Raw genomic sequence first — 22,619 nt, 5'->3', positions numbered from 1 at the left:
GCTTAACATTTCTCCGAGGCCGGGATCCCTTAGTTGGCCTCCTTCCAGTTGTGGCCAATTTGAATGTCCACCACCAGCGGTATGGAAAGGGGCACTGCCTCTTCCATTTCTCTTTGAATGAGGGGCCGTAAGTCCTGCCATTCGGAGGGCTCTACTTCAAACACCAGCTCGTCGTGAACTTGCAAAAGCAAACGCGAGCGAAAATGCTGCAGCTTTTCCTGCAAGCGCACCATGGCCACTTTGATGATGTCTGAGGCGGATCCCTGGATGGGGGCGTTCACGGCAGCCCGCAGCTCGGCCTGTTTGCGATGGCCGGATAGCTGAGACAAATTGGGAAAATAGCGACGGCGGCCTAAAAGGGTTTCCACATAGCCGTGCTTTTCCACAAAGGCTTCGGTGGCGCGGAGATAGGCAAAAACGCCGGCGTAGCGCTCGTTAAATCGCCGCAAAAATTCCTTCGCCTCCGCTAGAGAGACGCCGGCAGTTCGGGCAAAACGCTGCGCCCCCATGCCGTAGATCACCCCATAGTTAATCGTCTTGGCCAGGCGGCGTTCTTCGCTGGTTACTTCTTGTTTTTCAAAGAGCAAGCGAGCGGTAAGGGTATGCACATCTTCCCCAGAGTGAAAGCACTCGATGAGGGTTGGCTCTTGGCTGAGGTGGGCCAGGATGCGCAGCTCAATTTGCGAGTAGTCAGCTGAGGCCAACAACCACCCCTCCTGGGGAATGAAGGCCTGGCGAATGCGGCGGCTGAACTCGCTGCGGATGGGGATATTTTGCAGGTTGGGGCTGGAGGAGCTGAGTCGGCCAGTAGCGGTAACAGTCTGGTTGAAGTTGGTGTGCACCCTGCCTGTGTCGCGTCTTACCAGAGCTGGCAGCGCGTCCACATAGGTGGATTTGAGCTTGGCCAGAGTGCGGTACTGGAGAATCGTTTCAACAACTGGGTGATCTCCTTCCAGCTTCTCCAAAACCGAAGCATCGGTGGAGTAGCCGGTGGCTGTCTTGCGAGTTTTTCGGATATCTAGCTTTAGCTTTTCAAAAAGCAGGGATCCCAGTTGCTTGGGAGAGTTGAGGTTAAAAACCTCGCCTGCTTGGGCGTAGGCTTTCTGCTCCAGAGTCTGCAGCTCTTTCTCCAGTTCCTGGGAAAACTGCCGAAGAAACTCAGTGTCGATGCGGATGCCGACCCACTCCATTTCTTCCAAAACATGGGCCAAAGGCAACTCCACTTGGACAAAAAGATTCCAGAGGCGTGGGTCAGTCTGTTGCAGCTTTTCGGTGAGGATGGGCACCAAACGATAGGCGCAGTAGGCATCGGTGCCGCAGTATTCTGCCACTTTGGCAATGGGCAGATCGGCGAGGGACTCTGCTTTGCCCAGCAACTTTTCGTAGCTGGTGGTGGGCAAATTTAAATAGCTAGCTGCCAAGTCGGCCAAGTTGTGGCTGGCCTCTGGATTGAGAACGTAGCTGGCCAGCATGGGATCAAATTGGATCCCTTGCAGGCGGATGCTATGGGCGCGAAAAATGCTGAGATCATACTTGCAGTTTTGCAGGCTTTTGGGCCGATTGGGATCCTCCCAAATGGGCTGTAGGCTCTGTTTGACCAGGTCCCAGTCCAAGTTGGATCCCTGGCGATGGCCAAGGGGCAAATAGGCAACATCCCGTTCTGACCAGCAGCAGCCAATCCCCACCAGTTGGGCGTCGCGGGGATCCAGACTCGTGGTTTCTGTGTCCCAGGCTACGATCCCGGAACAGGCCAACAGCTCCTGCCGCAACAGCTCCAATTTCTCCGCTGTATCCACGATGCACACTGCTGGCAAAGAGGGAGCGGGAGCAGCGGGAAAATCAAACCAAAGAGACTCGTCGTAGGTAGAGCCATCCTTTGAAGTTGTCCTTGCTTGAGAGGCTTGGGCTGGGATCCCGCCCAAAGTGGCCTGCAGTTGGCGCACTTGAGCAATGAAACTGCGAAACTCCAATTTCTGCAGCAGCGGCAGCACTTCCTCTGGGTCAAACCCAGTTAACCTCATGCTCTCCCAGTCAGGCGAAAGGGGGACATCGCAGTGAATTCGAGCCAGAAATTGGGAGTGCTGGGCTGCTGGGATCCCTTCCTTGAGGTACTGCTGGACTTTGCCAGGGATCTCCTCCAGATGGTTGAAAATCTCCTCCAAGCTGCCGTAGCGCTGCAAGAGCTCTGCCGCTCGCTTGGGGCCGATCCCCTTGACGCCGGGAATGTTGTCGGAGGGGTCACCACAGAGGGCTTTGTAGTCGACCACCTGCCAAGGCCAGATGCCCAATTTCTCTTTGACCTCTTGGGGGCCAAATCCGCTGACGCGATCTTTGCTGTTGAGGTGCAGAACCCGAATTCTTCCCTCGGGGTCAATCAACTGAAAGAGATCCTGGTCGCCGCTTAAGATCTGCACCCGATACTCTTGGGGGGCAAGCCTGCAGAGCGTACCCAGAACGTCGTCAGCCTCAAAGCCGGGCACTGCCAAAATTGGAATGCGCAGTGCCGCCAACACCTGCCTGAGGTTTTCCACATCCTCAATAAACTCCGGCGGCGTTTCCGGACGGCCTGCTTTGTAGGTTTCATCGGCCTCGTGGCGAAAGGTGGGCTGCCGGGTATCAAAGGCAACAGCTATGTGGGTGGGGGGGTATTTCTCCAAGACCTCCAGTAGCGATTTCAAAAAGCCAAAGCTGACACTGGTCGGGATCCCGGTGGAGGTGCGCAAGCCTCCCTCGCGGCTATGGGCAAAGGCGTAAAAAGAGCGGTAGGCCAGGGAGTGGCCATCGACCAAAAGGAGCGTCTGAGGGTGGGAAGCCATCGGCCAAGACCAACAACTGAGTCCAGCCTATCGTTTGCTGCCCCCTAGGGCCGCCAGGGAAACTGGCGAAAGTTGGGAGGACGCTTCTCCAAAAAAGCGCGTCTGCCCTCGGCAGCTTCCTCGGTCATGTAATACAAGAGCGTCGCGTCTCCCGCCAGCTCCTGCAGTCCCATCTGGCCGTCGCAATCGGCGTTGAAAGCAGCCTTGAGGCAGCGGATGGCCAGAGGACTGTGTTGGAGGATCTCCCGCGCCCAGCGGATCCCTTCGGCTTCCAGTTCCTCCACCGGCACCACCGCATTGACCAGGCCCATCTCCAGGGCTTGCGCTGCGGTGTACTGGCGGCAAAGAAACCAGATTTCGCGCGCTTTCTTCTGGCCCACCACCCGCGCCAGGTAGCTGGCCCCAAAGCCGCCGTCAAAGCTGCCCACCCGTGGCCCGGCCTGGCCAAAGATGGCGTTGTCAGCAGCGATGGTCAGGTCGCAGATGAGATGCAAAACATTGCCCCCACCAATGGCGTAGCCGGCCACTAGGGCAATCACCACCTTGGGCAGGGAGCGGATGATGCGCTGGAGATCCAAGACGTTAAGACGCGGAACCCCGGCCTCATCCAGGTAGCCGGCCTCTCCCCGCACGCTCTGATCCCCGCCGGCGCAGAAGGCATATTTTCCGTCCGTGTGGGGCCCGGCGCCCGTCAAGAGCACGACTCCAATCTTGGGATCCTCCCGCGCGTCCAGAAAGGCATCAATCATTTCGACGATGGTCTTGGGGCGGAAGGCATTGCGCTTGTGGGGCCGGTTGATGGTGATCTTGGCAATGCCGTCGGTCTTCTCGTAGAGAATGTCTTCGTAGAGCTTGGCCGTCTGCCACATGGTGTCCAGCGTCCCAACTGCCCTCCCATTATCCCGCTAGGGGACAGTCTGCAGGAGGGATCCCACCAGCCCTTCCAGGGTGTACTCCTGGGCCACCACATCTACCCGCCCCAAGATCTGCCTGCAGGTTGCCGCCGTTTTGGGGCCGATGGCCGCAATCTGCACCGGCGGATCCCAGACCTCAGGGCCTAGCCCTGCCTGGCGTAGGAGATGGGCAAAATGCTGCACCGTTTTGGAGCTGGCAAAGGTGAGGATATCCACCTGGCGATCTTTGAGAGCCTCCACCACCTGGGGATCCGCCGCTGTCGGACAGGCCGACTGGTAGGCGGCCACCTCCACCACCTCGGCTCCGCGTTGCCGCAGCCCCTGCACCAGCTCCTCCCGGCCTCCAGATTCGACGCGGGGAAAGAGGATGCGCTGCCCCTGCACCGGCTCCGGCCAAATGGGCAGCAAGGCTTCGGCCACAAACTCGGAAGGCATCAAATCTGGGCGGATGCCATACTGAGCCAGCACCGCCGCCGTTTTGGATCCCACCACCGCCACTTGCAGGGAGTGGAGCGCCCGGCTATCTCGCCCCTGCTGCTGCAGCCGCTCGAAAAAAGCCTGCACCCCATTGGCCGAAGTCAGCAGCAGCCAGTTGAACTGTTGCAAGTTGGCAATGGCGGTGTCCAGGGGATCCCAACTGCTAGAAGGCTGGATCACCAGGGCAGGCATCTCCAACACCCGCGCCCCCTGAGCCCGCAGCAGCTCGCGAAAAGCCGGCGACTGCCCCTCAGCACGGGTGACCAGCACCGTCTTGCCTGCCAAAGGAGCCGGTGGCGGCAACGGTGGGATCCCCAGCAAAAATTCCTGCCGCAGCCGCACCACCTCGCCCACTATCAATAGCCCCGGCAACCTTTCCCCAGCCTCCGGCTCTACCCCTTCCCCCTGCTGCAGCTCCGCCAAGGTGCCCACCCAAACCCGCTGCTCCGCCTGCCCCGCCCCCCAGATCAGGGCCGCCGCTCGCTCCGGCGGGATCCCCGCTGCCATCAACTGGGCCGCAATCTGCTGCCGCTGCCGGGATCCCATCAAAATCACCAGCGTATCCAACTGGGCCAGAGCGCCCCAGGGCAGAGCCTCCAGCTCATGGGCAGTCAGCACGGCAAAGGCGCGGCTCAGGTGTTTATCGGTCAACGGGATCCCCGCCCACAGGGGGCCGGCCAAGGCCGAAGATAGACCTGGCCAGATCTCAAACGGGCAGCCCGCCTCCCGCAGGGCCTGCACCTCCTCGCGGGCACGGCCAAAGATCAAGGGATCCCCTGACTTGAGGTGAACCACCTGTTTGCCTTCTCGGCAGCGCTGGATGAGCCAGTGGATGCCCTCCTGGAGGCTTCCTGGCCCAGAGCGTCGCCACACCTGCGCCTGCGGCGGCAACTCTGCCAACAAGCGCTCATCCACCAGCTCGTCGATCCAGATAGCCTCAGCCTGCCGTAGGATCTCCAGTGCTCCCTGCGTCAGGCCCGCCCGCCCGCCCAGCCCTGCCCCCACTAGATACACCTTGCCCATGCCCTACCCCTTGGAATGTCGATCTTGCCCCTTGTAAGAAGGGGATCCCGCTTGCTTTGCAAATATAAATCGAAGACGCCTCCCAACAGCTCCTCTTCCAAGGGGTGGCCAGCCTGAGGAAAAACTGGTCTACTTGCGAGATACTGAAAGCGTGGCCGCCTGAGGATCCCTGCCTATGTCCGGTGTAACTCCAGAGCCTTGGCCGCGGCGGCGTTTTTTGGCCAGTGGAGCTGCTCTGCTAGCAGTAGGAGCGGGCTCCCGCCCCTCTTCGGCCAGATCCCGGCCCTTGCGACTGGTCACCAACTGGTACGCCCAGGCCGAACACGGCGGCTTCTACCAGGCCCTGGCCCTAGGCATCTACGCCGACTATGGCCTGCAGGTGGAAATCCGCATGGGGGGAACGGCGGTTAACGTGTTGCAACTGCTGGCCGGGGGAGCGGCAGACTTTGTCCTCGGCGGCAGCCCCGAGGCCCTAGCGGCTCTGCAGTCAGGGATCCCGGTGCTCACCGTGGCCGCCTTTTTCCAGAAGGATCCCCAGTGTCTTTTGGCCCATCCGGGGGTGGGCATCGAGCGCCTAGAAGACCTGCGGGGCAAGCCCATCTGGGTCTCTCCAGGGGCCAACCTCACCTACTGGCCTTTCTTGCGGGCCAAGTTTGGCTTTACCGACGAGCAAAAGCGCCCCTACAACTTCAGCCTCACCCCCTTCCTGCTGGACAAATCCTCTGCCCAGCAGGGCTATGTCACCTCCGAGCCCTTCCGCGTGCGCCAGGAGGGCGGCTTTGATCCGGTAGTCTTCCTGCTGGCCGACTACGGCTATTCCCCTTATGCTACCACCCTGGAGACCACCCGCCCCTTTGCCGAACGACACCCTGAGGAGGTGCGAAAATTTGTGGCCGCCTCCATCCAGGGCTGGCAGAGCTACCTGGAGGATCCCCGCCCCGGCAACCGCCTCATCCGCCAGGACAACCCCAACATGAGCGAGGCCCTTCTGGCCTATGCCCACCAAGCCCTGCAAGACTACAACCTCCTCACCGGCGGCGACGCCGCCACCCTGGGGATCGGCGCCATGACCCACCAGCGCTGGCAGACCTATTTTCAGGAAATGGTTGCCCTGGGAATTGTCGAAGCTGGCCTGAATGTCCGCCAGGCCTACAGCCTCGACTTTCTCCCCGGCCCCACCGCCTGAGGGATCCCACCTCCCTCCATCACCGCCAAGCTCTGCAGCCGCGGCGATCCCTGCATCGCCAGCTCATGGCGCCGGTGCATCTGCTCTGTCAGCAGGTAGGCCAGAGGCGGGTAGCCGCTCAGTCGCTGCCGCGGGTGGGGCAGACGGTCGTTGCCAAACGTGCGGCGGTATTCCTCCGAGTCGATAAAGGCATTGACCATGGCTTGAAAGCCCTGGCGCACCAGAATGTTGTGATAGGCCGCCACCTCCTCCCTGCTGGCCGGCGCCCGTCCCAAAAAGTGCTTAAAAGCCTGCTCCACACAGCGGGTGTTGCAGCCGGCACTGAAAAAGAGTTGCCGGTAGAGCCGGGATCCCCCAATCTGGCGAACCAAGCGCTTAATCCCGATCCGCCCCCGCAAGAAGTCCTGCTCGATTTTCTCCAGCTCTCCTGTTTTCTCGTGCTGGTAGGGCTGGCGTTCCAAAAGCTGCTGATAGGCGGCCCGCAACAGGTTTTGCAACGTTTGCGGATCCCGCTGGCGTGGTTCCATGGCAATAGCTCCCAATCGACAGAACTGACAAAAACAGACAAAACGAGGGGCTACTTTAAAGAAATGGCCAAGAGAGTAGCGAATGGCTCAATACGCTTTTACGGCAAACTTCAGCACATCCTTCTGTAACAAAATTGCCAATAAAAGACCGTGAAGGTTCTACTTAAGATTTACCTTGCCGACAGAACGACCGGGGGAGATCTGCGATAAATATTTACGAAAGGATTGTCATTTTCTCCAATTTACGTGATTTCACTTTGTAACTTTCTAGCCGATAAAAAAAATTCCGTGTTTATTCGTAGTTAAGTATTATGACACTTCCATCCAGAATAACCTGCTCCAGATCCAGAATATAAGTTAAGTAAAGAATGCAGCCTCTCCCAGGGTCACAGGTGCAGGGCTCATCATTTGAAGTGCTCTGGTGAAGTGCTCTGGTTTGATTGACTGGGGACTCAGGTGTTGCTGTAGACCTGCAAGGGGGCTGCAGGGGAAGGGATCAATCAATTTTTGTGATTGGTTTGCGTTGCTTATGCAGTAGATCCTGCCCGCCGGGGTTTTTTGTCTGCCCTTAATGTGGATCCCGTCTATGGTTAAACAAATCCGGCTAGAGCCTTTATCTCGTGTCTCGGAGGTCGATACCTACAGCAATCTGCTGTCGGCCATTTTGTCGGAGGAGCTGCAGGTTTCGCGGGAATGTAACGGTCGCGGCCTCTGCGCCACCTGTCATGTTTACGTCAAAGAGGGAATGGAAAGCCTCACTCCCATCACCCCCCGCGAGGCCAAGACTCTGGAGACTATTACCAGCGCCCGCAGCAATTCCCGGCTGGCCTGTCAGGCGCGGGTGGTTTCCGATGGCGTGGTGGTGGAGCTGCCGCCGGGGATGTACGTGAACTCGCTGAGGGATATCGAAGTGCTCATCGGTCGGCGGGCCGAACAAGACCTGCTGCACCCACGGACGGGGAAGGTTTTGGTGGAGCAGGGCAAGATCATCACTCGCTCTACTGTTAAGCAGCTAGAAAATGAGGACTTCCGCATCATTGGCAATACGCTGGCCCAAACTCGGGAAGTTTGATGGATTGTCGATATTCAGGGATCCCTTGGGCTCGGCAGGTGTTGTTTTATAAACAATCAAAAAAAGAGTTGAACAATGTTGGATCCCTCAGATAGCTGACCAAGTTTATCGAATGCTTAGCCATTCATTTTGTTGACTCATTGGCATTATCTGGCCCAGTTGATCCCTACAAATCCCACCAAATCCTGTTGCTTTGCAATCTAAAATTATCCATTTTTTATCAGGAGAGCACCATGGTCACCACTCCATCTCGACCGGATCCCCGTCCTGCAGTCACCCTGCCTGTGGGCCGCGACAAGCATGCCCACTACAGTTACCGCGATTTCTTCCGCTTCAACCGAGATCAGGGCACGATCATCGACTGGAACAACACGCAAAATCTCCTGCTCAGCGAAGACTTTATTGTGGGCCTGCAAACAGGCTTGGAACGGGAGGTGGGGGATGCTTCGGCGGCGGTGATGTACACGATTGGCAGAGATTGGGGCATCCGCGATGCCAAGCACTTCTCCGAGTGGTACGAGCGGGAGTATGGGATTGGCGTAAAACAGTCCAACCTTTTGTTTTTGCTGGAGACTTGGTGGTGGCCTTTTACGGCTCAGGGCTGGGGCAAGTGGGAGGTGGAAACCGAATCCAAACAAAAAGGCTTCCTGTTTATCAACTTGTTTGACTCGATGGTGGCTCGCACCCTAGGGGATGTGGGCAAGCCGGTTTGCCATCTCTATGCCGGTTTGTTTGCCGGATTTTTCACCGCCATGACCTCGCGAGAACTGGGCTGCATTGAGATCCAGTGCTACGCCATGGGGGAAACCTACTGCAAATTCCTGTTGGGCGGGCAAGAACGCATTGATGCCGCCAATTTTTGGATCACCGAAGGGGCCAGCGCCCGCGAGATCGAGCAGCGTTTGCACCAGTTGTGAGGCTTGCTTGTGGCTTTTGAAGGCTCTCTGGGATCCCTCGACACTTTGGAGAAACGCCCATGGTCACCTTCAACTTAGACACCGATCTGGACTTAACCCAGCCGCTGGCGGTCTTTTTGCAGGGGTTGAACTGGGATAATCGACCCCCAGCCAAGGCTCCCTTTGCTCAAGAGCCGCCGCCGCAGTCCCCCATGCTTTTTGCCCAATCGGTGGGACAGTTTTTTGCCGGCTTCAATTGGTCGGGCATCTGCCCACGCTCAGAGCCGCTGCCGGAATTGCCGGCAGAGGATCCCTTTACCCTTGAGGATTTTGCCGCTTTGTTTGGCGGAGCTTTGCTCTAGCTCTGGTTTGTTCAGGGCTCTCAGTTGTGCTCTCTCGATTCGTGCTCTAAGGAGACTTCACCCATGGATGACCTTCACTCTTGGCCGGAGCGCATTGCCGAGCGAGAAGGGGATTACTTAACACCCGACGATCTGCAAGACCTGATTCGCTACTCTCTCTCTTTTCAAGAACGGCTGGAGCTCTACCAAGTCTTACAACAGCAAGAGCTGACCTGGATCCAAAAGGTTTTGCAACAGCAGGGGCACAGCGGTGGAACAGAGTCCCCTCTGACACCATCTCAGCGCCTCTTGGCTCGTCAATTGGCCTTTTGTTTGCGCTCCCTGGGCCTGAGTCTGTTGCTGGGGGATCCCACCCCTGTGCAGCAGGTAACTCTTGGTGCGATGGAACAGTACCTAGGGTTGCCGCAAGCGCTCGCTCAGCTACGGGCAGTGGTTCAGGGATCCCTGCCGGCGGATCAGCAGGGGTTGCTTGCCCCCTACTGGCAAGAGCTGCAGACTGTCTGCGCCACTTCTCAGGCCCAATCTCCTTCCCCTTCTTCTTCTGAGATGGAGGTTGACCTGCCCACAGTTCCGCCGGAGAGGGCTCTCACCTTGGCGGAAATGTTTGTGTGAAGCCCACTGAAGGAGGCTCTATCTATGAATTCAAGGGTTGCCGAGCTGATGCACCAAAGTGAGGGCCGCTATCTGCGCCCAGATGAGTTGAAAACTCTACACGCCTACGTGGAAGGGATCCCGAGGCGGGTACGCCTTTACCAGGTTCTGCAGGCCAAAGAACAAGAGTTGCTGGATCGGGTGATGGAGAAGTTTCAGCCGATGATGCCGAATTTGACCCGCCAGCATGGTCACCTGGCCTGGGAGCGCTGCCGCCGGGATCTGAGCATGGTGTGGCGCTACTGCTGCATGGCCATGCTGCTCAACGACGAAGACTACCTGAGGGATAAATTGCTCTACTGGCTGGAGACGATCCTGAAATCGTTCAAGATGCGCGACCAATGCCAGCCTGCCTACAAGTTAATGCTCGACTCCCTGACCTACATCTTTGGGGCAGAAGAGAGCGAGATGATCCGCCCTTATCTGCTTTTGGCCAAATCCATGCTGGTTAACTGAGTCCATTCGCCCTCAATCTATTCACCAAAGTTCCCTGCGCCCTCCGATAGCGACCTCCTTCTCCCGATTTACTGTATACAGCTTATACAGCTCACTCCTTAATCATTCATTCCCTCACGCCAAAAATTCCAGCCGCTCCCCAATCTATCCATCCCCGCCCTCTTGTCCACCTGACTGCGAGAATAGCCATGATCTCCCTGCAAGAGATTCTGCAAGACCAGATCTTGCCCGGACACTGCTTCAGCCCTGCCTACTACATCCGCCCCGACATCCACAGCGGCCTGCTCTACAGCCGCGGAGGATACCGCTTGGCGGCCTTTCCCATGCCCCTGCTGGAAGCTCTCTACTCCGGCCTGCGCTATGAAACTGGCCAAGCCACCCGCGTCATTCTCTACAACTGTGGCCGCGATTGGGGAGAGGCATTTTTCCGCCGTGTTGAAGACGAGCTTTCCGGCTACTACCAGCAGCCGCTGCAGGAATTGCCGATGGGGATCTTCCTGGATGCCCTCAGCGATCTCTGGGCTACCCACGGCTGGGGACGCCTGGAGCTGGATTTTTCCGCCGCCGACCGCGGCCTGGTTCAAGCCAAGATCCGCAACTCCGGCTTTGCCCTGGCTGCTCGTGCCAGCCTTAGGCCGGAGGAACTGTCTGCGCGGCGGGAGCCGGCTGGCCATCTGGAGGCGGGCATGCTGGCCGGCCTCTTCTCCTTGCTCTCGGAACGGGATCTAGTCTGTGTGCAGACCACCTGCGAGTCCCTGGGGGCCGACCTCAACCGCTTCCTCATCGGCACCGCCCAGCGCCTGCACAATTGTGAAGAATGGGTGCGCAAAGGCCTCTCCCACGAGGAGATTTGGGATCGGCTGGCCGCCGGTTCCTAGGGAGGGATCCCTGCTGAAGACCCATGTTTCCAGGCTGGCAGAGAAGGAGAGAATTGAATTTTTCTGGGTCTTAAGACTTGTAAAGACAAAGACAAATCTCCCTGCTCAATCTTTCATCTTTTGCAAAGTTTTTTGGGCTCCTCGGCCAGTAGGTCCTCAACTGAGCAGCCGTCGAGATCCCAATTGCTAAGAAAGTTAGCTGTCCTTAGGGATCCCTGCGTAATATATTTTTTCACACGCTCCCCTACAAATTCGCCATCCTAAATATTAGCTATTCCAAGTCTTGAGCAGTTGCGAAGGGGGAGAGGCAATGAATGCTCAGCAACGGAGCCAAATCATCGCTTCGGAGTGGATGATCGACAGCCAAAATCCGGTTCATTCCATTTCCCGGCTGAAGCGGCGGGCAACTTACTCCGACGTTACCCTTTGGTGGCTGGTGGTGCAGCTCAATCTGAGCGAGCACAACTCCATTCATTCTGATCCTCGCTAGGATTGACAGCCCAAGGAGAGTCGGTTAGAAGGGAATTCCAGCCCAAAACATCCTCACTCACGAGTCCAACTCGAAAGTTAAAGCAAGCTAAAAAAACAAAAGAAGAGCTGAAACTTGAGGTAAGCAACTTCTCAAGCAACAGCTCTTCCGTTCAAGGCGAGACCAATAGAGAGAAGCGGGGATCCCGATGCTCCCTAATCTGTCGGGGGCAAAGCCGCCACCTGAGCCGGTTGCACCGGCAGGAGGGGCCGTTGCACAATTTCCGTCGGCAGGGCACTGCGCAACTGAGCGGCTACCGCCACCGTTGTAACGTCGTAGGTTTGGGTAGCCAGCCGCGGGTAGAGGCCAATGCCGAGAATCGGCAACAGCAGACAGAGAGCCACCGCCATTTCTCGCGGGCGCAGATCCCCCAGGTAGTCTTCCAACACCAAGCCGGGATCCTGAGCCCCATAGAACACCTGCCGCAGCATAGAGAGCAAGTAAATGGGCGTCAGAATAATGCCCACTGCCGCCAGCAGAGCAATTCCTGCCTTGAAGGTCGGCGCATAGGCATCGCTGGTGATCAAGCCCAAGAACACCGTCAGCTCGCCCACAAATCCGCTCATTCCGGGTAGCGCCAACGAGGCCAGGGATCCTGCTGTAAACAGGGCAAAGGCCTTCGGCATTTGCTTAGCCAACCCGCCCAACTTGTCGAGGGCAAGGGTGTGGGTGCGCTCGTAGGTGATCCCCGTCAGGAAGAACAAAACCGCAGCGATCAGACCGTGGGAGATCATCTGCAAGAGGGCGCCGTTGAGACCTAGCTCCGTAAAAGCGGCAATGCCGATCAAGACAAAGCCCATATGGGCAATGGAGGAATAGGCCAAGCGCCGCTTGAGGTAGTTTTGCCCCAGGGCGGCCAGGGCTCCGTAGACGATGTTCACTGCCCCCAGCACCGCCAGCACTGGCGCGAAGTACACATGCGCCTCCGACAAGATGCCCACGTTTAGGCGGATCAGGCCGTAGCTCCCCATCTTGAGCAGCACCCCGGCCAGGATCATGGAAATGGGCGCCGAGGCTTCGCTATGAGCATCCGGCAGCCAGGTGTGCAGCGGAAAGACCGGCAGCTTCACCCCAAAGGCAATTAGGAAAGCTGCATACGCCAAGATCTGGAGAGCCAGCGGATAGGACTTGGCCCCCAGCTCTGCCATCTCCAAGCTAAAGCCCTCGCTGCCAAAGGCCATCGCCAGGGATCCCACCAGAATGAAAATAGAGGCGGCAGCGGTGTAGAGGATAAACTTGGTGGCGGCGTACTGGCGCTGTGGCCCACCCCAGATGGCAATCAGGAGATAAACGGGCACCAGCTCGATCTCCCACATCAAGAAAAACAGGAGCAGATCCTGCGCCAAGAACACGCCCACCTGGGCGCCGTACATCAGCAGCAGCAGGAAGAAAAACAAACGCGGCTTGTGGGTGAGATTCCAAGCCGCCACGATCGCCAAAGTCGTAATCAAGCCCGACAGCAGCACCAGCGGGAAGGAGAGGCCATCCACCGCCAGCGACCAGTGGAACCCGATCTGGGGCACCCAGGCGTAGCGCTCTGCCAGTTGCAGAGAAAAGTCCTGCAGGTCATAGTGCCGCGCAAAGACATAGACCATCAGGCCCAAATCAAAAGCCCCCACAGCGAGGGCATACCAACGCACCCAACGGCTCTGGGGGATCAAGGGGATCCCAAAGGCTGCCAGCAGCGGCAAGAGCACCAGGGCCGACAGCCAGGGAAACTCAAGAGAATTGCTCATGACCGGGAATAAATACTCATGCTCGATACCCCAATGATATAAAGCTATGTAAACAAATGGAAAGCGATTTTTACAGATCTGCGCTCTTGCGCAGATCTGGAGAAGGTTTCTCTGAGGCTAAGCCGGGAGGATTGCCAAGGGAGCGGCGATGGCAGCCCGGGTGGAAAGTTGCGCGGAGTTGGGCCCCCGCACTCCCTCGACACTGGGAACCAAGCAGGATCTACTCGTCTTCAGCGAAAACGAAGCGGTGCAACTCGTCCAGGGTAGGCTCAGGGCTTTCCAGCGCGAAAAGGACAGCATCCTCAATCACGGCGCTCACCTTTTCCTGAATGGCCTGGAAGTCCGCTTCAGTCATCAAGTTGTGTTCCAAGGCGTAGCGCTCCAGTCGTTTGATGGGATCCCGCTGCCGCCAGAATTCTTTTTCTTCCGGGCTGCGCAGCTCGTCGGGGTCGGCCAAAGAGTGGCCGCGGAAGCGATAGGTGAGGCACTCCAGCAAGGTGGGGCCTTCCCCGGCGCGGGCACGGGCAATGGCCTGCTGGGCTGCCTCCCGCACCGCCAGCACGTCCATGCCGTCTACTTGGTAGCCAGGCATGCCAAAGGCGGGGCCCTTGAGGTAGATGTCGGTTACCGAAGTGGCACGCCTGTGGGCCATGCCAATAGCCCAAAAGTTGTTCTCCACCACGTAGACGATAGGCAACTTCCAGAGGGCGGCCATGTTGAGACATTCGTAAAATTGGCCGTTGTTGCAGGCCCCATCCCCAAAAAAGCAGACGGTTACCTGGTCAGTGCCGCGGTACTTGGCCGAAAACGCTGCCCCTGTAGCCACAGGGATCCCTTCGGCCACAAAGGCATAGCCCCCCAAAAAGTTGTGCTCTGCCGAAAACAGATGCATGGAGCCGCCCCGACCCTTGCTGCAGCCAGTGGCCTTGCCGAAGAGCTCCGCCATCACCGCTCGCGGCGGGATCCCAGCGCTGAGGGCATGCACGTGATCCCGGTAGGTGCTGCAGATATAGTCGGTGGGCTTGAGCGCCTTGATCACCCCCGTGGACACAGCCTCCTGCCCGTTGTAGAGGTGCACAAAGCCGAACATCTTGCCCTTGTAGTACATCTCGGCGCACTTGTCCTCAAACAGGCGGCCCAGCACCATGTCTTCGTAGAGCATTCGAGCCTCTTCGGCGGAGATGCGGGGACTAGCCACGGGAGGGGTAAGTTCCTGAACCATTCTGAAATCCAATTGAGGGTAACCCGTTCTTGCAGTTTTTCAATTATCCCACGCTCAGGGACACCTGCGATCCCGCCAAGCTGGAGATCGCGGGGGATCCCAGCGGTAGACTGGAAGATTAAGGCAGGAGGCATTGCCGTTGCAGCAGCCACGTCGAAGTCGGAACTCCGTCTCGCTGAGGCGAAGACCTCAAGAGCAGGCACCCTGGCAAGGGTCTCGGGCGGCTGGGATCTCTCCCCCGAACCGGAACGGCTGGCCAACATAGCGGGGTGCGCCTATGGGAGCCCGTTGGGTTAGCGGTTTCGTGGCGGTGCTGTTTGCCCTGACGGTTACCCTGCTAGGGGGCTGGTACTTCACGGCAGCCCTTGGGCTGATTATCTTTCTGGCCCAACTGGAGTTCTTTCGGCTGGTACGGGCTAAGGGCAATGCGCCGGCCATGCGCACCACCATGTTTTCCAGCCAGGTGCTGGTGATTTTGCAGCAGGTCAAGCCCGAGTGGACCAGCCCTGCTTTTATTGTGGCGGGATCCATCATCTGTTTTTATTTGCTCTTTAAGCCCAAGGTGGCCACCATTGCCGATATTGCCACCTCAATTTTGGGACTGTTTTACTGTGCTCTGCTGCCCAGTTTTTGGATTCGGGTCAGGGCTTTGTCTTTATCCAAGGGCATTGGCGAAGGGCTATGGATTACGCTGTTGGCCATTGGCTGCGTGATCGCCGCAGATGTAGGGGCCTACCTGTGTGGTCGGGCCTTTGGGCGCACCAAGCTCTCCACCCTCAGCCCTAAGAAGACGGTGGAAGGGGCAGTGGCCGGGATCGCAGCCAGCATGGCCCTGGCTATGCTGGGAGCCCACTACCTAAACTGGCCCTGGAGCTGGCTGAGCGGCAGCGTGTTGGGGTTTTTGATTGGGTTGACCAGCCTGCTGGGGGATCTCACAGAGTCCCTCATGAAACGGGATGCGGGAGTAAAAGACTCCGGGGATCTCATTCCCGGCCACGGCGGCATTTTGGATCGGGGCGATAGCTACGTCTTTACCGGGCCGCTGGTGTTTTACTTTATGGAATGTCTGGAATGGCTCAACGCTTACTCTGGGCTGTAGAGCCATCTCGTAAGCCTGCCAAAACCCAAGAACGCACACCAGTTACAAGTGGGGGAGTCCTCAATTCAAAATGGCTTGGCACTCGGGAGCCTCTAAAAACTCATCCGGCGAAATGAGGTATCCTGGAGGCGCAGTCACAGGCACGAACCCCTCCAAGTTCAACTCGGTTTCGTCGTAAACCACCAGTTGGCTGAAACCGGCAACAGGATCCCCAGGATCCCCCTCCACCTCTAGAATGCGGGCTTTTCGCTGTATAATCCAAGGGTTCTCCCCTTCTAGTTCAGAAGGGGCCAGAGGGCGATCTAGGCCAAACACGAACTCTCCACTTCGACCGACGAGAATTGCCTCCAGGCTACCGGGCTTTCCTGCACCTACAAAGCAAAAAAAGTAGTCAGAGTTCGGGGTAAAATACAGGCCTATCAGGGGTAGTAGAGGCGGCCAGGATTGTTCATCTGGATGAAGGCGAGCACTGAAGCAAGCTTCATAACCTGCCAGAGAGCCTGGTTCAGAAGGCTCCCCACGACAAAGTAGGATGTCTCTCTCTGATCTCTTCCAGTCCTGTTGCGCCAAGGCAGGGATCCCAGGGGATAGAGCCATCAGGGCCATCAGTACCGTTGCCGTCAATGATCTGGACATAACGCCGTACCCAAAGCTGAGGATGGTAGTACCCTAGCTCGGAATCCCTCTCTAGCTGTGTGATCGGGGTCAAGACCGATGGGCCACTCTACCCCGAAGGGCAAAGGGTTGAACTGCTACTCTATAAAGTGATTCATCAAAGTGATTCATCCTTCTCAGCCGTTGGCCTATCCTCCCTATGACTGCTGCAATTTCCTCCGCCAACCTGCCCAGCCAGTACAACCCCTTTGAGACCGAGCCGAAGTGGCAGCGCTTTTGGGAGGAAAAGGGGTTTTACGTAGCGGATCCCAAGGCGCCGGGAGAAGCCTTCAGCATGGTGCTGCCCCCGCCCAATGTCACCGGCAGCCTACACATGGGCCATGCCTTTGCCTTTACCCTGCCCGATGTGGTGGTGCGCTACAAGCGCATGCGCGGCTACAACGTCCTCTGGCTGCCGGGCACGGATCACGCCAGCATTGCCGTGCACACCATCCTGGAAAACCAACTGCGCCAGGAGGGCAAGAGCCGCTTTGAGCTGGGCCGCGAGGCTTTTCTGGAGCGGGCCTGGGCCTGGAAGGAGCAATCCCAGGGCACCATCAAAAGCCAACTGCGGCGGCTGGGCCTGTCGCTGGACTGGATGCGGGATCGCTTTACCCTCGACGAGGGCCTGAGCCGGGCAGTTACGGAAGCCTTTGTCCGCCTCTACGAAGCAGGGCTGATCTATCGGGGCGAGTATTTGGTCAACTGGTGTCCGGCCACCCAGTCAGCAGTCTCCGACATCGAGGTGGACAACAAAGAGGTCAAGGGCCACCTCTGGCATTTCCGCTACCCCTTGGCCGCCGATCCCGGCCAGTACCTGGTGGTGGCCACCACCCGCCCGGAGACGATGCTGGGGGATACAGCCGTGGCGGTCCACCCCCAAGACGAGCGCTACCGCCATCTCATCGGCCAGTTTGTGCGGCTGCCCATCAAGGATCGCCTCATCCCCATCATCGCCGACGAGTATGTGGATCCCACCTTTGGGTCTGGCTGCGTCAAGGTCACCCCGGCCCACGACCCCAACGACTTTGAGATGGGCCGGCGCCACCAGTTGCCCTTGATCAACATTCTCAACAAGGACGGCACCCTCAACGAGAACGGGGATCCCTTCACCGGCCTGGATCGCTTTGTGGCCCGCGAGAAGGTGGTGCAGTGGTTTGCTGAGCACGGCCTGCTGGAGAAGGTGGAGGAGTACACCCACAGCGTGCCCTACAGCGACCGCGGGGGTGTGCCCATTGAGCCGCTGCTCTCCATTCAGTGGTTTTGCGATGTTTCCGGGATGGCGGCCCGCTGCTTGCAGGAGGAGCGGGAACACCACAACCCCCGCTTTATTCCGGAGCGCTGGACCAAGGTTTACACGGGCTGGCTGGAGAAGCTGCGCCCCTGGTGTATCTCGCGGCAACTGTGGTGGGGGCACCAGATCCCGGCCTGGTATCCGGTCATCGACGGCCAGCTCCCTGAGGATCCGCAGGCTTTTGTGGTGGCCCGCAACGCCGAAGAGGCGTGGGCCAAGGCGCGGGAGAAGTTCGGCCCCGACGTGGAGCGGCTGGAGCGGGATCCCGATGTGTTGGACACCTGGTTTAGCTCGGCGCTGTGGCCTTTTTCCACGCTGGGCTGGCCAGAGGAGACGGAGGACTTCAAGCGCTACTACCCCACCTCCCTGATGTCTACGGGCTTCGACATCATCTTCTTCTGGGTGGCCCGCATGGCCATGATGGGAGTGCAGTTTACCGGCCAGATCCCCTTCAAAGATGTCTACATCAACGGCCTGGTGCGGGACGAGCACGGGGCGAAAATGTCCAAGTCCAAGGGCAACGGCATCGATCCCATCGAGCTTTTGGACAAGTACGGCACCGACGCCCTGCGCTACGCTTTGGTTAAAGAAGTGGTGGGGGCCGGCCAGGATATCCGCCTGGCCTACGACCGCAAGACCGGCGAGAGCGCCAGCGTCGAGGCGGCCCGCAACTTTGCCAACAAGATCTGGAACGCCTCCCGCTTTGTGCTGCTGAACCTAGAGGGGCAAACCCCCGCCCAACTGGGATCCCCGGCTCCGGAGGCGCTGGAGCTGGCCGATCACTGGATCCTGTCGCGGCTGCACTCCACGGCCACCCAGGTTATTGAAGAGCTGGAAGCCTACGGCCTGGGCGAGGGGGCGCGGCTCTTGTACTCCCTGATTTGGGATGACTTTTGTGACTGGTACATCGAGCTGGTCAAGCCGCGGCTGCGGCGGGAAGACCCCACCTCCAAGCGCACGGCACAGCAGGTGTTGGCCAGCGTGCTGGAGACCATCCTCCGGCTGCTGCACCCCTGGATGCCCCATATCACCGAAGAAGTCTGGCAGCTCCTCACCCAGGCCAACCAAGCCACCTCCATCTCCGTCCAGCCCTATCCCACCCCCGACCCCAGCTGGGTTAACCCGCAACTGGAGCGGGAGTTTGGCCTGGTGATCCAGACCATCAGCAGCCTGCGCAACCTGCGGGCAGAGGCTGGCCTTAAGCCGCATCAGACCATCGCCGCCTTTCTGGTTACCGCCGATCCGGACGAGCAGCGGATCCTCACCACCGCCCAGGCCTACATCCGCGAGCTGGCCAAGGTGGAGTCCTTAGAAATCACGGGATCCCTGGCCAGGGATCCCAAGCAGGTGGCGGCTGCCGTAGTGGGCACAGTGCAGGTGCTGGTGCCCCTGGCAGGGCTGGTGGATGTGGAGGCGCTGCGGGCCAAGGTGCAAAAAGATCTGGCCAAGCTGGAAAAAGAAGCCCAAGGGATCCGCGCCCGCCTGGAGAACCCCAATTTTCTCAACCGGGCCAACCCTGAGGTGGTGCAAGCCAGTCAGGAGCAACTGGCGGAGCTGGAAGCCCAGATGAGATTGCTGGGATCCAGGCTGGAGAAGCTGGGCTGAGGTGGCGTCAGCGCAGGCAGAGCGGCGGGGTGATGAAGGCAATCTTCCCAGGATTTGGAAAAATCGGAGTGGCGAGCCCCTACTTCTGTGCTAGGATAGAGGAAGAGATCGTTGTCGGTTGTAGTGCTCGTTTCTTCTGGTCTTGACGGATTTTCACGTTTTGTATTGGCAGACGGCTCTCCGAACATCTCACCCTTTGTTACTCTCTCTTTCGGAGATCTTCTATGTCGATTTATGTTGGCAACCTTCCCTTTGAGGTGACAGAAGCAGATTTGACCGCTGTTTTTGCTAAGTACGGTTCTGTGAAGCGGGTGCAGATCCCCACTGACCACGAGACAGGCCGCAATCGAGGCTTCGGGTTTGTGGAAATGAGCTCTGAAGCAGAGGGGCAGGCTGCCATTGCTGCTCTGGATGGGGCAGAATGGATGGGGCGCGACCTCAAGGTGAACAAAGCTCGTCCCCGGGAAGAACGCCCCACCTCAGATTTCCGCTCTGGTAACGCGAACAGTGGCGGCGAGCGGCGGCGCAACTTCCAATCTCGCTATTAACTCGCTATTAAAACGTCAACCCCTCACCCCCGGCCCCTCTCCCAGAGGGAGAGGGGGGTTGGGGATCGAGACAACGAGCCTTTTCTTGCAACTAAGCCGGCGGTTTGTCCGGCCAGGGGTCTGTCAGGTCAACGGCTAGGGGATCCCAGTCCCAGCCCCAGTCGCGGGCAATGGCCTGGGTGAGGCCCAACTGGCCAGCGCCCGGGTAGCGGGCCAGGGCCAACAGGAGATCCACCAGTTGCTCGCCAGTGGGGGTGCGGCCAAAAATGTGCAGCCCATCCCGGATCTGGGATTCTTTGAGCTCGCAGAGGTAGCCATCGAGGCGGCCCCAGTCTTCCTCTTTCTCCAGGTTGAACTGCCAGTCCAGCTGCTCTCGGCGAACCAGCTCTTGGATCTGGGCGCGAATCAGGGGGCAGCGGCCCGGATCCATCTGCTGGGCCTCGTAGTACTCGTCCATCAGCCGCTCCAACTCTGCCAAGGGGCCGTAGAGCTCGGCGCGGGTCAGGGGCGGGGTGAGGTGGTCGAGGATCACCGCTTGGGCCCGCCGCTTGGCCTGGGATCCTTCGCCGGGGTCGTTGACGATGAAAGGATAGAAGTGGGGCAGAGGCCCTAGGGCAATTTCTGGGTAGCAGGTGGCGGAAAGGGCGGATCCCTTGCCGGGCAGCCACTCCAGGTTGCCGTGCTTGCCCACATGCACCACCGCGTGGACGCCGAACACCTGGCGCAGCCACAGGTAAAAGGCCAGGTACTCGTGGGGTGGCACCAGATCCGGAGCGTGGTAGTTCAAAGAGGGATCCCGGTCGTAGCCCCGCGGCGGCTGGATCCCGACAAAAACGTGCTCCAACTGCAGGCCGACAATGGGGATGTCGTGGGCAGGCGGATCCCCCCACTGCCGCAGCAGATCGCCTTGGACAGCGGCAGGCAACTGGGCAAACCACTCCCGATAGAGGGCAGCCGGCAGCACCTGCCGCGCCGGGCGTAGGGATCCCAGCGGATCATAGGTTTGGCCCTGGGTTAGCCAGCGGATGAGCTCATCTCCGCTCTGGGGCAGTGGACAGGCGCGGTAGCGGGCTTGCGCCAGGGCTTTGAGGATCTCGACGCAGCTTGCCGGTGTATCCAACCCTACCCCATTGGCCAGCCGCCCATCCCGGCTGGGGTAGTTGGCCAAAATCAAGGCCAGACGGCGCTGCTCGGCAGGGGTGCGCCGCAGCTTTACCCAGTTGGCCGCCAGCTCGGCCACAAACGCCACCCGATCCGGCACGGCCTCATAGGCCATGATCTCCGTCTGCAGGCGGGGATCCCACTGTTGAACCGTCTTGAACGAGATGGCCCGGCTGAGGATGCGCCCGTCCACCTCTGGCAGCACCACGTTCATGGCCAGATCCCGCGCCCCCAAGCCTCGCGTGGCGTTCTCCCAGCGCTCCCGCGACCCGCTGCTCAAGACCACCTGCACAACCGGCACATCCAGCTCCTGCCAAAGGCGAACATCGGGCTGCTCGCTCTCCAGCCGAGCGAGGGAAAAACTGGTGGTGTTCAACAAAAGTTCAATTTGGCCGCCGAAGTGCTCCCGCATGGCCTGGGGCAAGTCCGGCTCCTGCAGGCTGTAGGTATAAAGACACAGCGGCTGCAACCCCCGCTCCTGCAGGGCTTCGGCCAGGGCATCTATGGGCTGCGTATTCCCCGCCAAAACATGGGCCCGGTAGAGCAGGATCCCTACCTTGGGGGCGTGGGGATCCCTGGGCAGGGGGGGATGGTAGATCCCCAGGCGGGGCAGCACCTGCGGCTCCGGCACGGCGTACTCCTGCCCCAGGAACTCCCTGGCCAAGAGTTTCAAGCAGGCCGCCACATTGGCCGCCCCCCCTTCCAGCCAGTACTGCCACACCCGGTCTGCCACCGCTAGGGGCACGGTGGAGTGGCTGACCAAATCCCAGTCGGGGCGGTCATCCCCAGGGATCACAATCAGGGTGGATCCCGCTGCTGCCGCTACCTCTTTGGCCACCTCCAGGCCATAGCTCCAGTAGGCCCTTCCCCCCAAAAGGCGAAGGAGCACCACCTGGGCCCGCCGCAACACTTTCTCGGCGTAGTCGTCGATGCTCAGGGGCTGTTGCAACTGCAGCAAATTGGCCGCCCGCACCGCTGGAAAATCAGCCGGCAGCAGCCGCATCGCCGCGCTCAAGGCCGTCAGATCCGTGTCGGCTGCCGACAGGACAACGATGGGGGCCGGATCCTGCTCCAGGAAAACGACCCCGCCTTGCGAAGGATCCCATCCCCCTGGCAAAGCGGCTATCCGATGCATAGAGCCAGCGCCAAGCGCTCCGCCAGTAACTTCTCCTCAGCGTACACCTCAGCTTAGCGACCGTACTTAAGCACAAAAGCAGCCTGCCCGCCGGCGCTGGTCTGGCCGGGGAAAGTTCCCTGGTTGACACTCCCACCCAGGGGATTCTTACGCAGCCCAAAATGGACTCGCGAAGGCGCTGTCAAGACGCCCCTAGACAGTCCTTTGAGGCATAACCTCAAAGTTCTGCTTACTTCGGACTTAAGTTCCTCCAGGTTAGTTATTGCCGCGCGGGTTTTGCACCGCAGTAGGTTGTTTTCCTGGAGAAGCTCTGTACTAACTATAACAAAGAAGCAACTAAAGTTGCTCAAGGGCTTTTCCGCCCCGCACTCAAGTACG

19 protein-coding genes are annotated in these 22,619 nt (G+C 59.1%); 11 read left to right on the top strand and 8 right to left on the bottom strand.

Features of this window, described 5'->3' with window-relative positions:
- Nucleotides 1-29: 29 nt before the first annotated feature.
- The 3 genes from polA to cobA are packed head-to-tail and all read right to left on the bottom strand — an operon-like array spanning nucleotide 30 to nucleotide 5,230.
- Nucleotides 30-2,816, bottom strand: a complete 2,787-nt coding sequence (gene polA / locus ACVWXC_RS02470) for a DNA polymerase I (protein WP_457390886.1) — start codon at nucleotides 2,814-2,816, stop codon at nucleotides 30-32.
- A gap of 44 nt (nucleotides 2,817-2,860) precedes the next feature.
- Nucleotides 2,861-3,694 (bottom strand): 1,4-dihydroxy-2-naphthoyl-CoA synthase, encoded by an 834-nt coding sequence (menB, locus tag ACVWXC_RS02465; protein ID WP_457390911.1) that lies wholly within the window; start codon nucleotides 3,692-3,694, stop codon nucleotides 2,861-2,863.
- Between the two features lie 27 nt (nucleotides 3,695-3,721).
- Nucleotides 3,722-5,230, bottom strand: coding sequence for a uroporphyrinogen-III C-methyltransferase (gene cobA / locus ACVWXC_RS02460; protein WP_457390884.1), 1,509 nt, complete (start codon nucleotides 5,228-5,230; stop codon nucleotides 3,722-3,724).
- Between the two features lie 175 nt (nucleotides 5,231-5,405).
- Here cobA and ACVWXC_RS02455 point away from each other — a divergent pair, with 175 nt between their 5' ends.
- A complete protein-coding gene (locus tag ACVWXC_RS02455; RefSeq protein ID WP_457390882.1) occupies nucleotides 5,406-6,416 on the top strand; it encodes an ABC transporter substrate-binding protein in 1,011 nt (336 codons plus the stop codon).
- Here ACVWXC_RS02455 and ACVWXC_RS02450 read toward each other — a convergent pair.
- On the bottom strand, nucleotides 6,380-6,943 hold the full coding sequence (locus ACVWXC_RS02450) for a phycobilisome rod-core linker polypeptide (RefSeq protein WP_457390880.1): 564 nt from the start codon (nucleotides 6,941-6,943) through the stop codon (nucleotides 6,380-6,382). The genes ACVWXC_RS02455 and ACVWXC_RS02450 overlap by 37 nt on opposite strands.
- Nucleotides 6,944-7,529: 586 nt before the next feature.
- Here ACVWXC_RS02450 and ACVWXC_RS02445 point away from each other — a divergent pair.
- The 7 genes from ACVWXC_RS02445 (at nucleotide 7,530) to ACVWXC_RS02415 (ending at nucleotide 11,748) form a co-directional block, all read left to right on the top strand.
- Nucleotides 7,530-8,015 carry a 2Fe-2S iron-sulfur cluster-binding protein gene (locus ACVWXC_RS02445; protein WP_414331883.1) on the top strand — a complete coding sequence of 162 codons (486 nt, stop codon included), beginning with the start codon at nucleotides 7,530-7,532 and terminating at the stop codon, nucleotides 8,013-8,015.
- Nucleotides 8,016-8,248: 233 nt separating this feature from the next.
- Nucleotides 8,249-8,932 carry a V4R domain-containing protein gene (locus ACVWXC_RS02440; RefSeq protein WP_457390878.1) on the top strand — a complete coding sequence of 228 codons (684 nt, stop codon included), beginning with the start codon at nucleotides 8,249-8,251 and terminating at the stop codon, nucleotides 8,930-8,932.
- Nucleotides 8,933-8,991: 59 nt separating this feature from the next.
- A complete protein-coding gene (locus ACVWXC_RS02435; RefSeq protein ID WP_414331880.1) occupies nucleotides 8,992-9,273 on the top strand; it encodes a hypothetical protein in 282 nt (93 codons plus the stop codon).
- A 63-nt stretch (nucleotides 9,274-9,336) separates the two neighbouring features.
- Nucleotides 9,337-9,885 (top strand): globin family protein, encoded by a 549-nt coding sequence (locus ACVWXC_RS02430; protein ID WP_414389957.1) that lies wholly within the window; start codon nucleotides 9,337-9,339, stop codon nucleotides 9,883-9,885.
- 24 nt (nucleotides 9,886-9,909) lie between these two features.
- The gene (locus tag ACVWXC_RS02425) at nucleotides 9,910-10,380 is read left to right on the top strand and encodes a phycobilisome protein (protein WP_457390876.1); all 471 of its coding nucleotides are present in this window, start codon (nucleotides 9,910-9,912) and stop codon (nucleotides 10,378-10,380) included.
- 188 nt (nucleotides 10,381-10,568) lie between these two features.
- A complete protein-coding gene (locus ACVWXC_RS02420; RefSeq protein WP_457390875.1) occupies nucleotides 10,569-11,258 on the top strand; it encodes a V4R domain-containing protein in 690 nt (229 codons plus the stop codon).
- 310 nt (nucleotides 11,259-11,568) lie between these two features.
- Nucleotides 11,569-11,748: a hypothetical protein gene (locus ACVWXC_RS02415; RefSeq protein WP_011429425.1), complete on the top strand. Its 180-nt coding sequence runs from the start codon at nucleotides 11,569-11,571 to the stop codon at nucleotides 11,746-11,748.
- Nucleotides 11,749-11,942: 194 nt separating this feature from the next.
- On the opposite strand, the gene ACVWXC_RS02410 is transcribed toward ACVWXC_RS02415, so the two are convergent.
- Together ACVWXC_RS02410 and pdhA are read right to left on the bottom strand one after the other, a co-directional pair.
- Nucleotides 11,943-13,523: an NAD(P)H-quinone oxidoreductase subunit 4 gene (locus ACVWXC_RS02410; RefSeq protein WP_457390873.1), complete on the bottom strand. Its 1,581-nt coding sequence runs from the start codon at nucleotides 13,521-13,523 to the stop codon at nucleotides 11,943-11,945.
- Nucleotides 13,524-13,743: 220 nt separating this feature from the next.
- Nucleotides 13,744-14,745, bottom strand: a complete 1,002-nt coding sequence (pdhA, locus tag ACVWXC_RS02405; protein ID WP_457390871.1) for a pyruvate dehydrogenase (acetyl-transferring) E1 component subunit alpha — start codon at nucleotides 14,743-14,745, stop codon at nucleotides 13,744-13,746.
- Nucleotides 14,746-15,022: 277 nt separating this feature from the next.
- Between pdhA and ACVWXC_RS02400 the strand changes: the two genes are divergently transcribed.
- Nucleotides 15,023-15,844, top strand: coding sequence for a phosphatidate cytidylyltransferase (locus ACVWXC_RS02400; RefSeq protein WP_457390869.1), 822 nt, complete (start codon nucleotides 15,023-15,025; stop codon nucleotides 15,842-15,844).
- A gap of 60 nt (nucleotides 15,845-15,904) precedes the next feature.
- Here ACVWXC_RS02400 and ACVWXC_RS02395 read toward each other — a convergent pair whose 3' ends face one another.
- Nucleotides 15,905-16,159 carry a hypothetical protein gene (locus ACVWXC_RS02395; protein WP_457390867.1) on the bottom strand — a complete coding sequence of 85 codons (255 nt, stop codon included), beginning with the start codon at nucleotides 16,157-16,159 and terminating at the stop codon, nucleotides 15,905-15,907.
- 499 nt (nucleotides 16,160-16,658) lie between these two features.
- Here ACVWXC_RS02395 and ACVWXC_RS02390 point away from each other — a divergent pair, with 499 nt between their 5' ends.
- Together ACVWXC_RS02390 and ACVWXC_RS02385 are read left to right on the top strand one after the other, a co-directional pair.
- A complete protein-coding gene (locus tag ACVWXC_RS02390) occupies nucleotides 16,659-19,397 on the top strand; it encodes a valine--tRNA ligase (RefSeq protein ID WP_457390865.1) in 2,739 nt (912 codons plus the stop codon).
- 224 nt (nucleotides 19,398-19,621) lie between these two features.
- A complete protein-coding gene (locus ACVWXC_RS02385) occupies nucleotides 19,622-19,945 on the top strand; it encodes an RNA recognition motif domain-containing protein (RefSeq protein WP_457390863.1) in 324 nt (107 codons plus the stop codon).
- Nucleotides 19,946-20,036: 91 nt separating this feature from the next.
- Here the strand turns inward: ACVWXC_RS02385 and cobN are convergent, their stop codons facing one another.
- Nucleotides 20,037-22,241: a cobaltochelatase subunit CobN gene (cobN, locus tag ACVWXC_RS02380; protein ID WP_457390861.1), complete on the bottom strand. Its 2,205-nt coding sequence runs from the start codon at nucleotides 22,239-22,241 to the stop codon at nucleotides 20,037-20,039.
- Between the last annotated feature and the right edge of the window lie 378 nt (nucleotides 22,242-22,619).

Source organism: Thermostichus sp. OS-CIW-20 (genome assembly GCF_054061455.1).
Note: the sequence above shows the minus strand (reverse complement) of the source record. Positions and strands in the feature narration are given on the sequence as shown.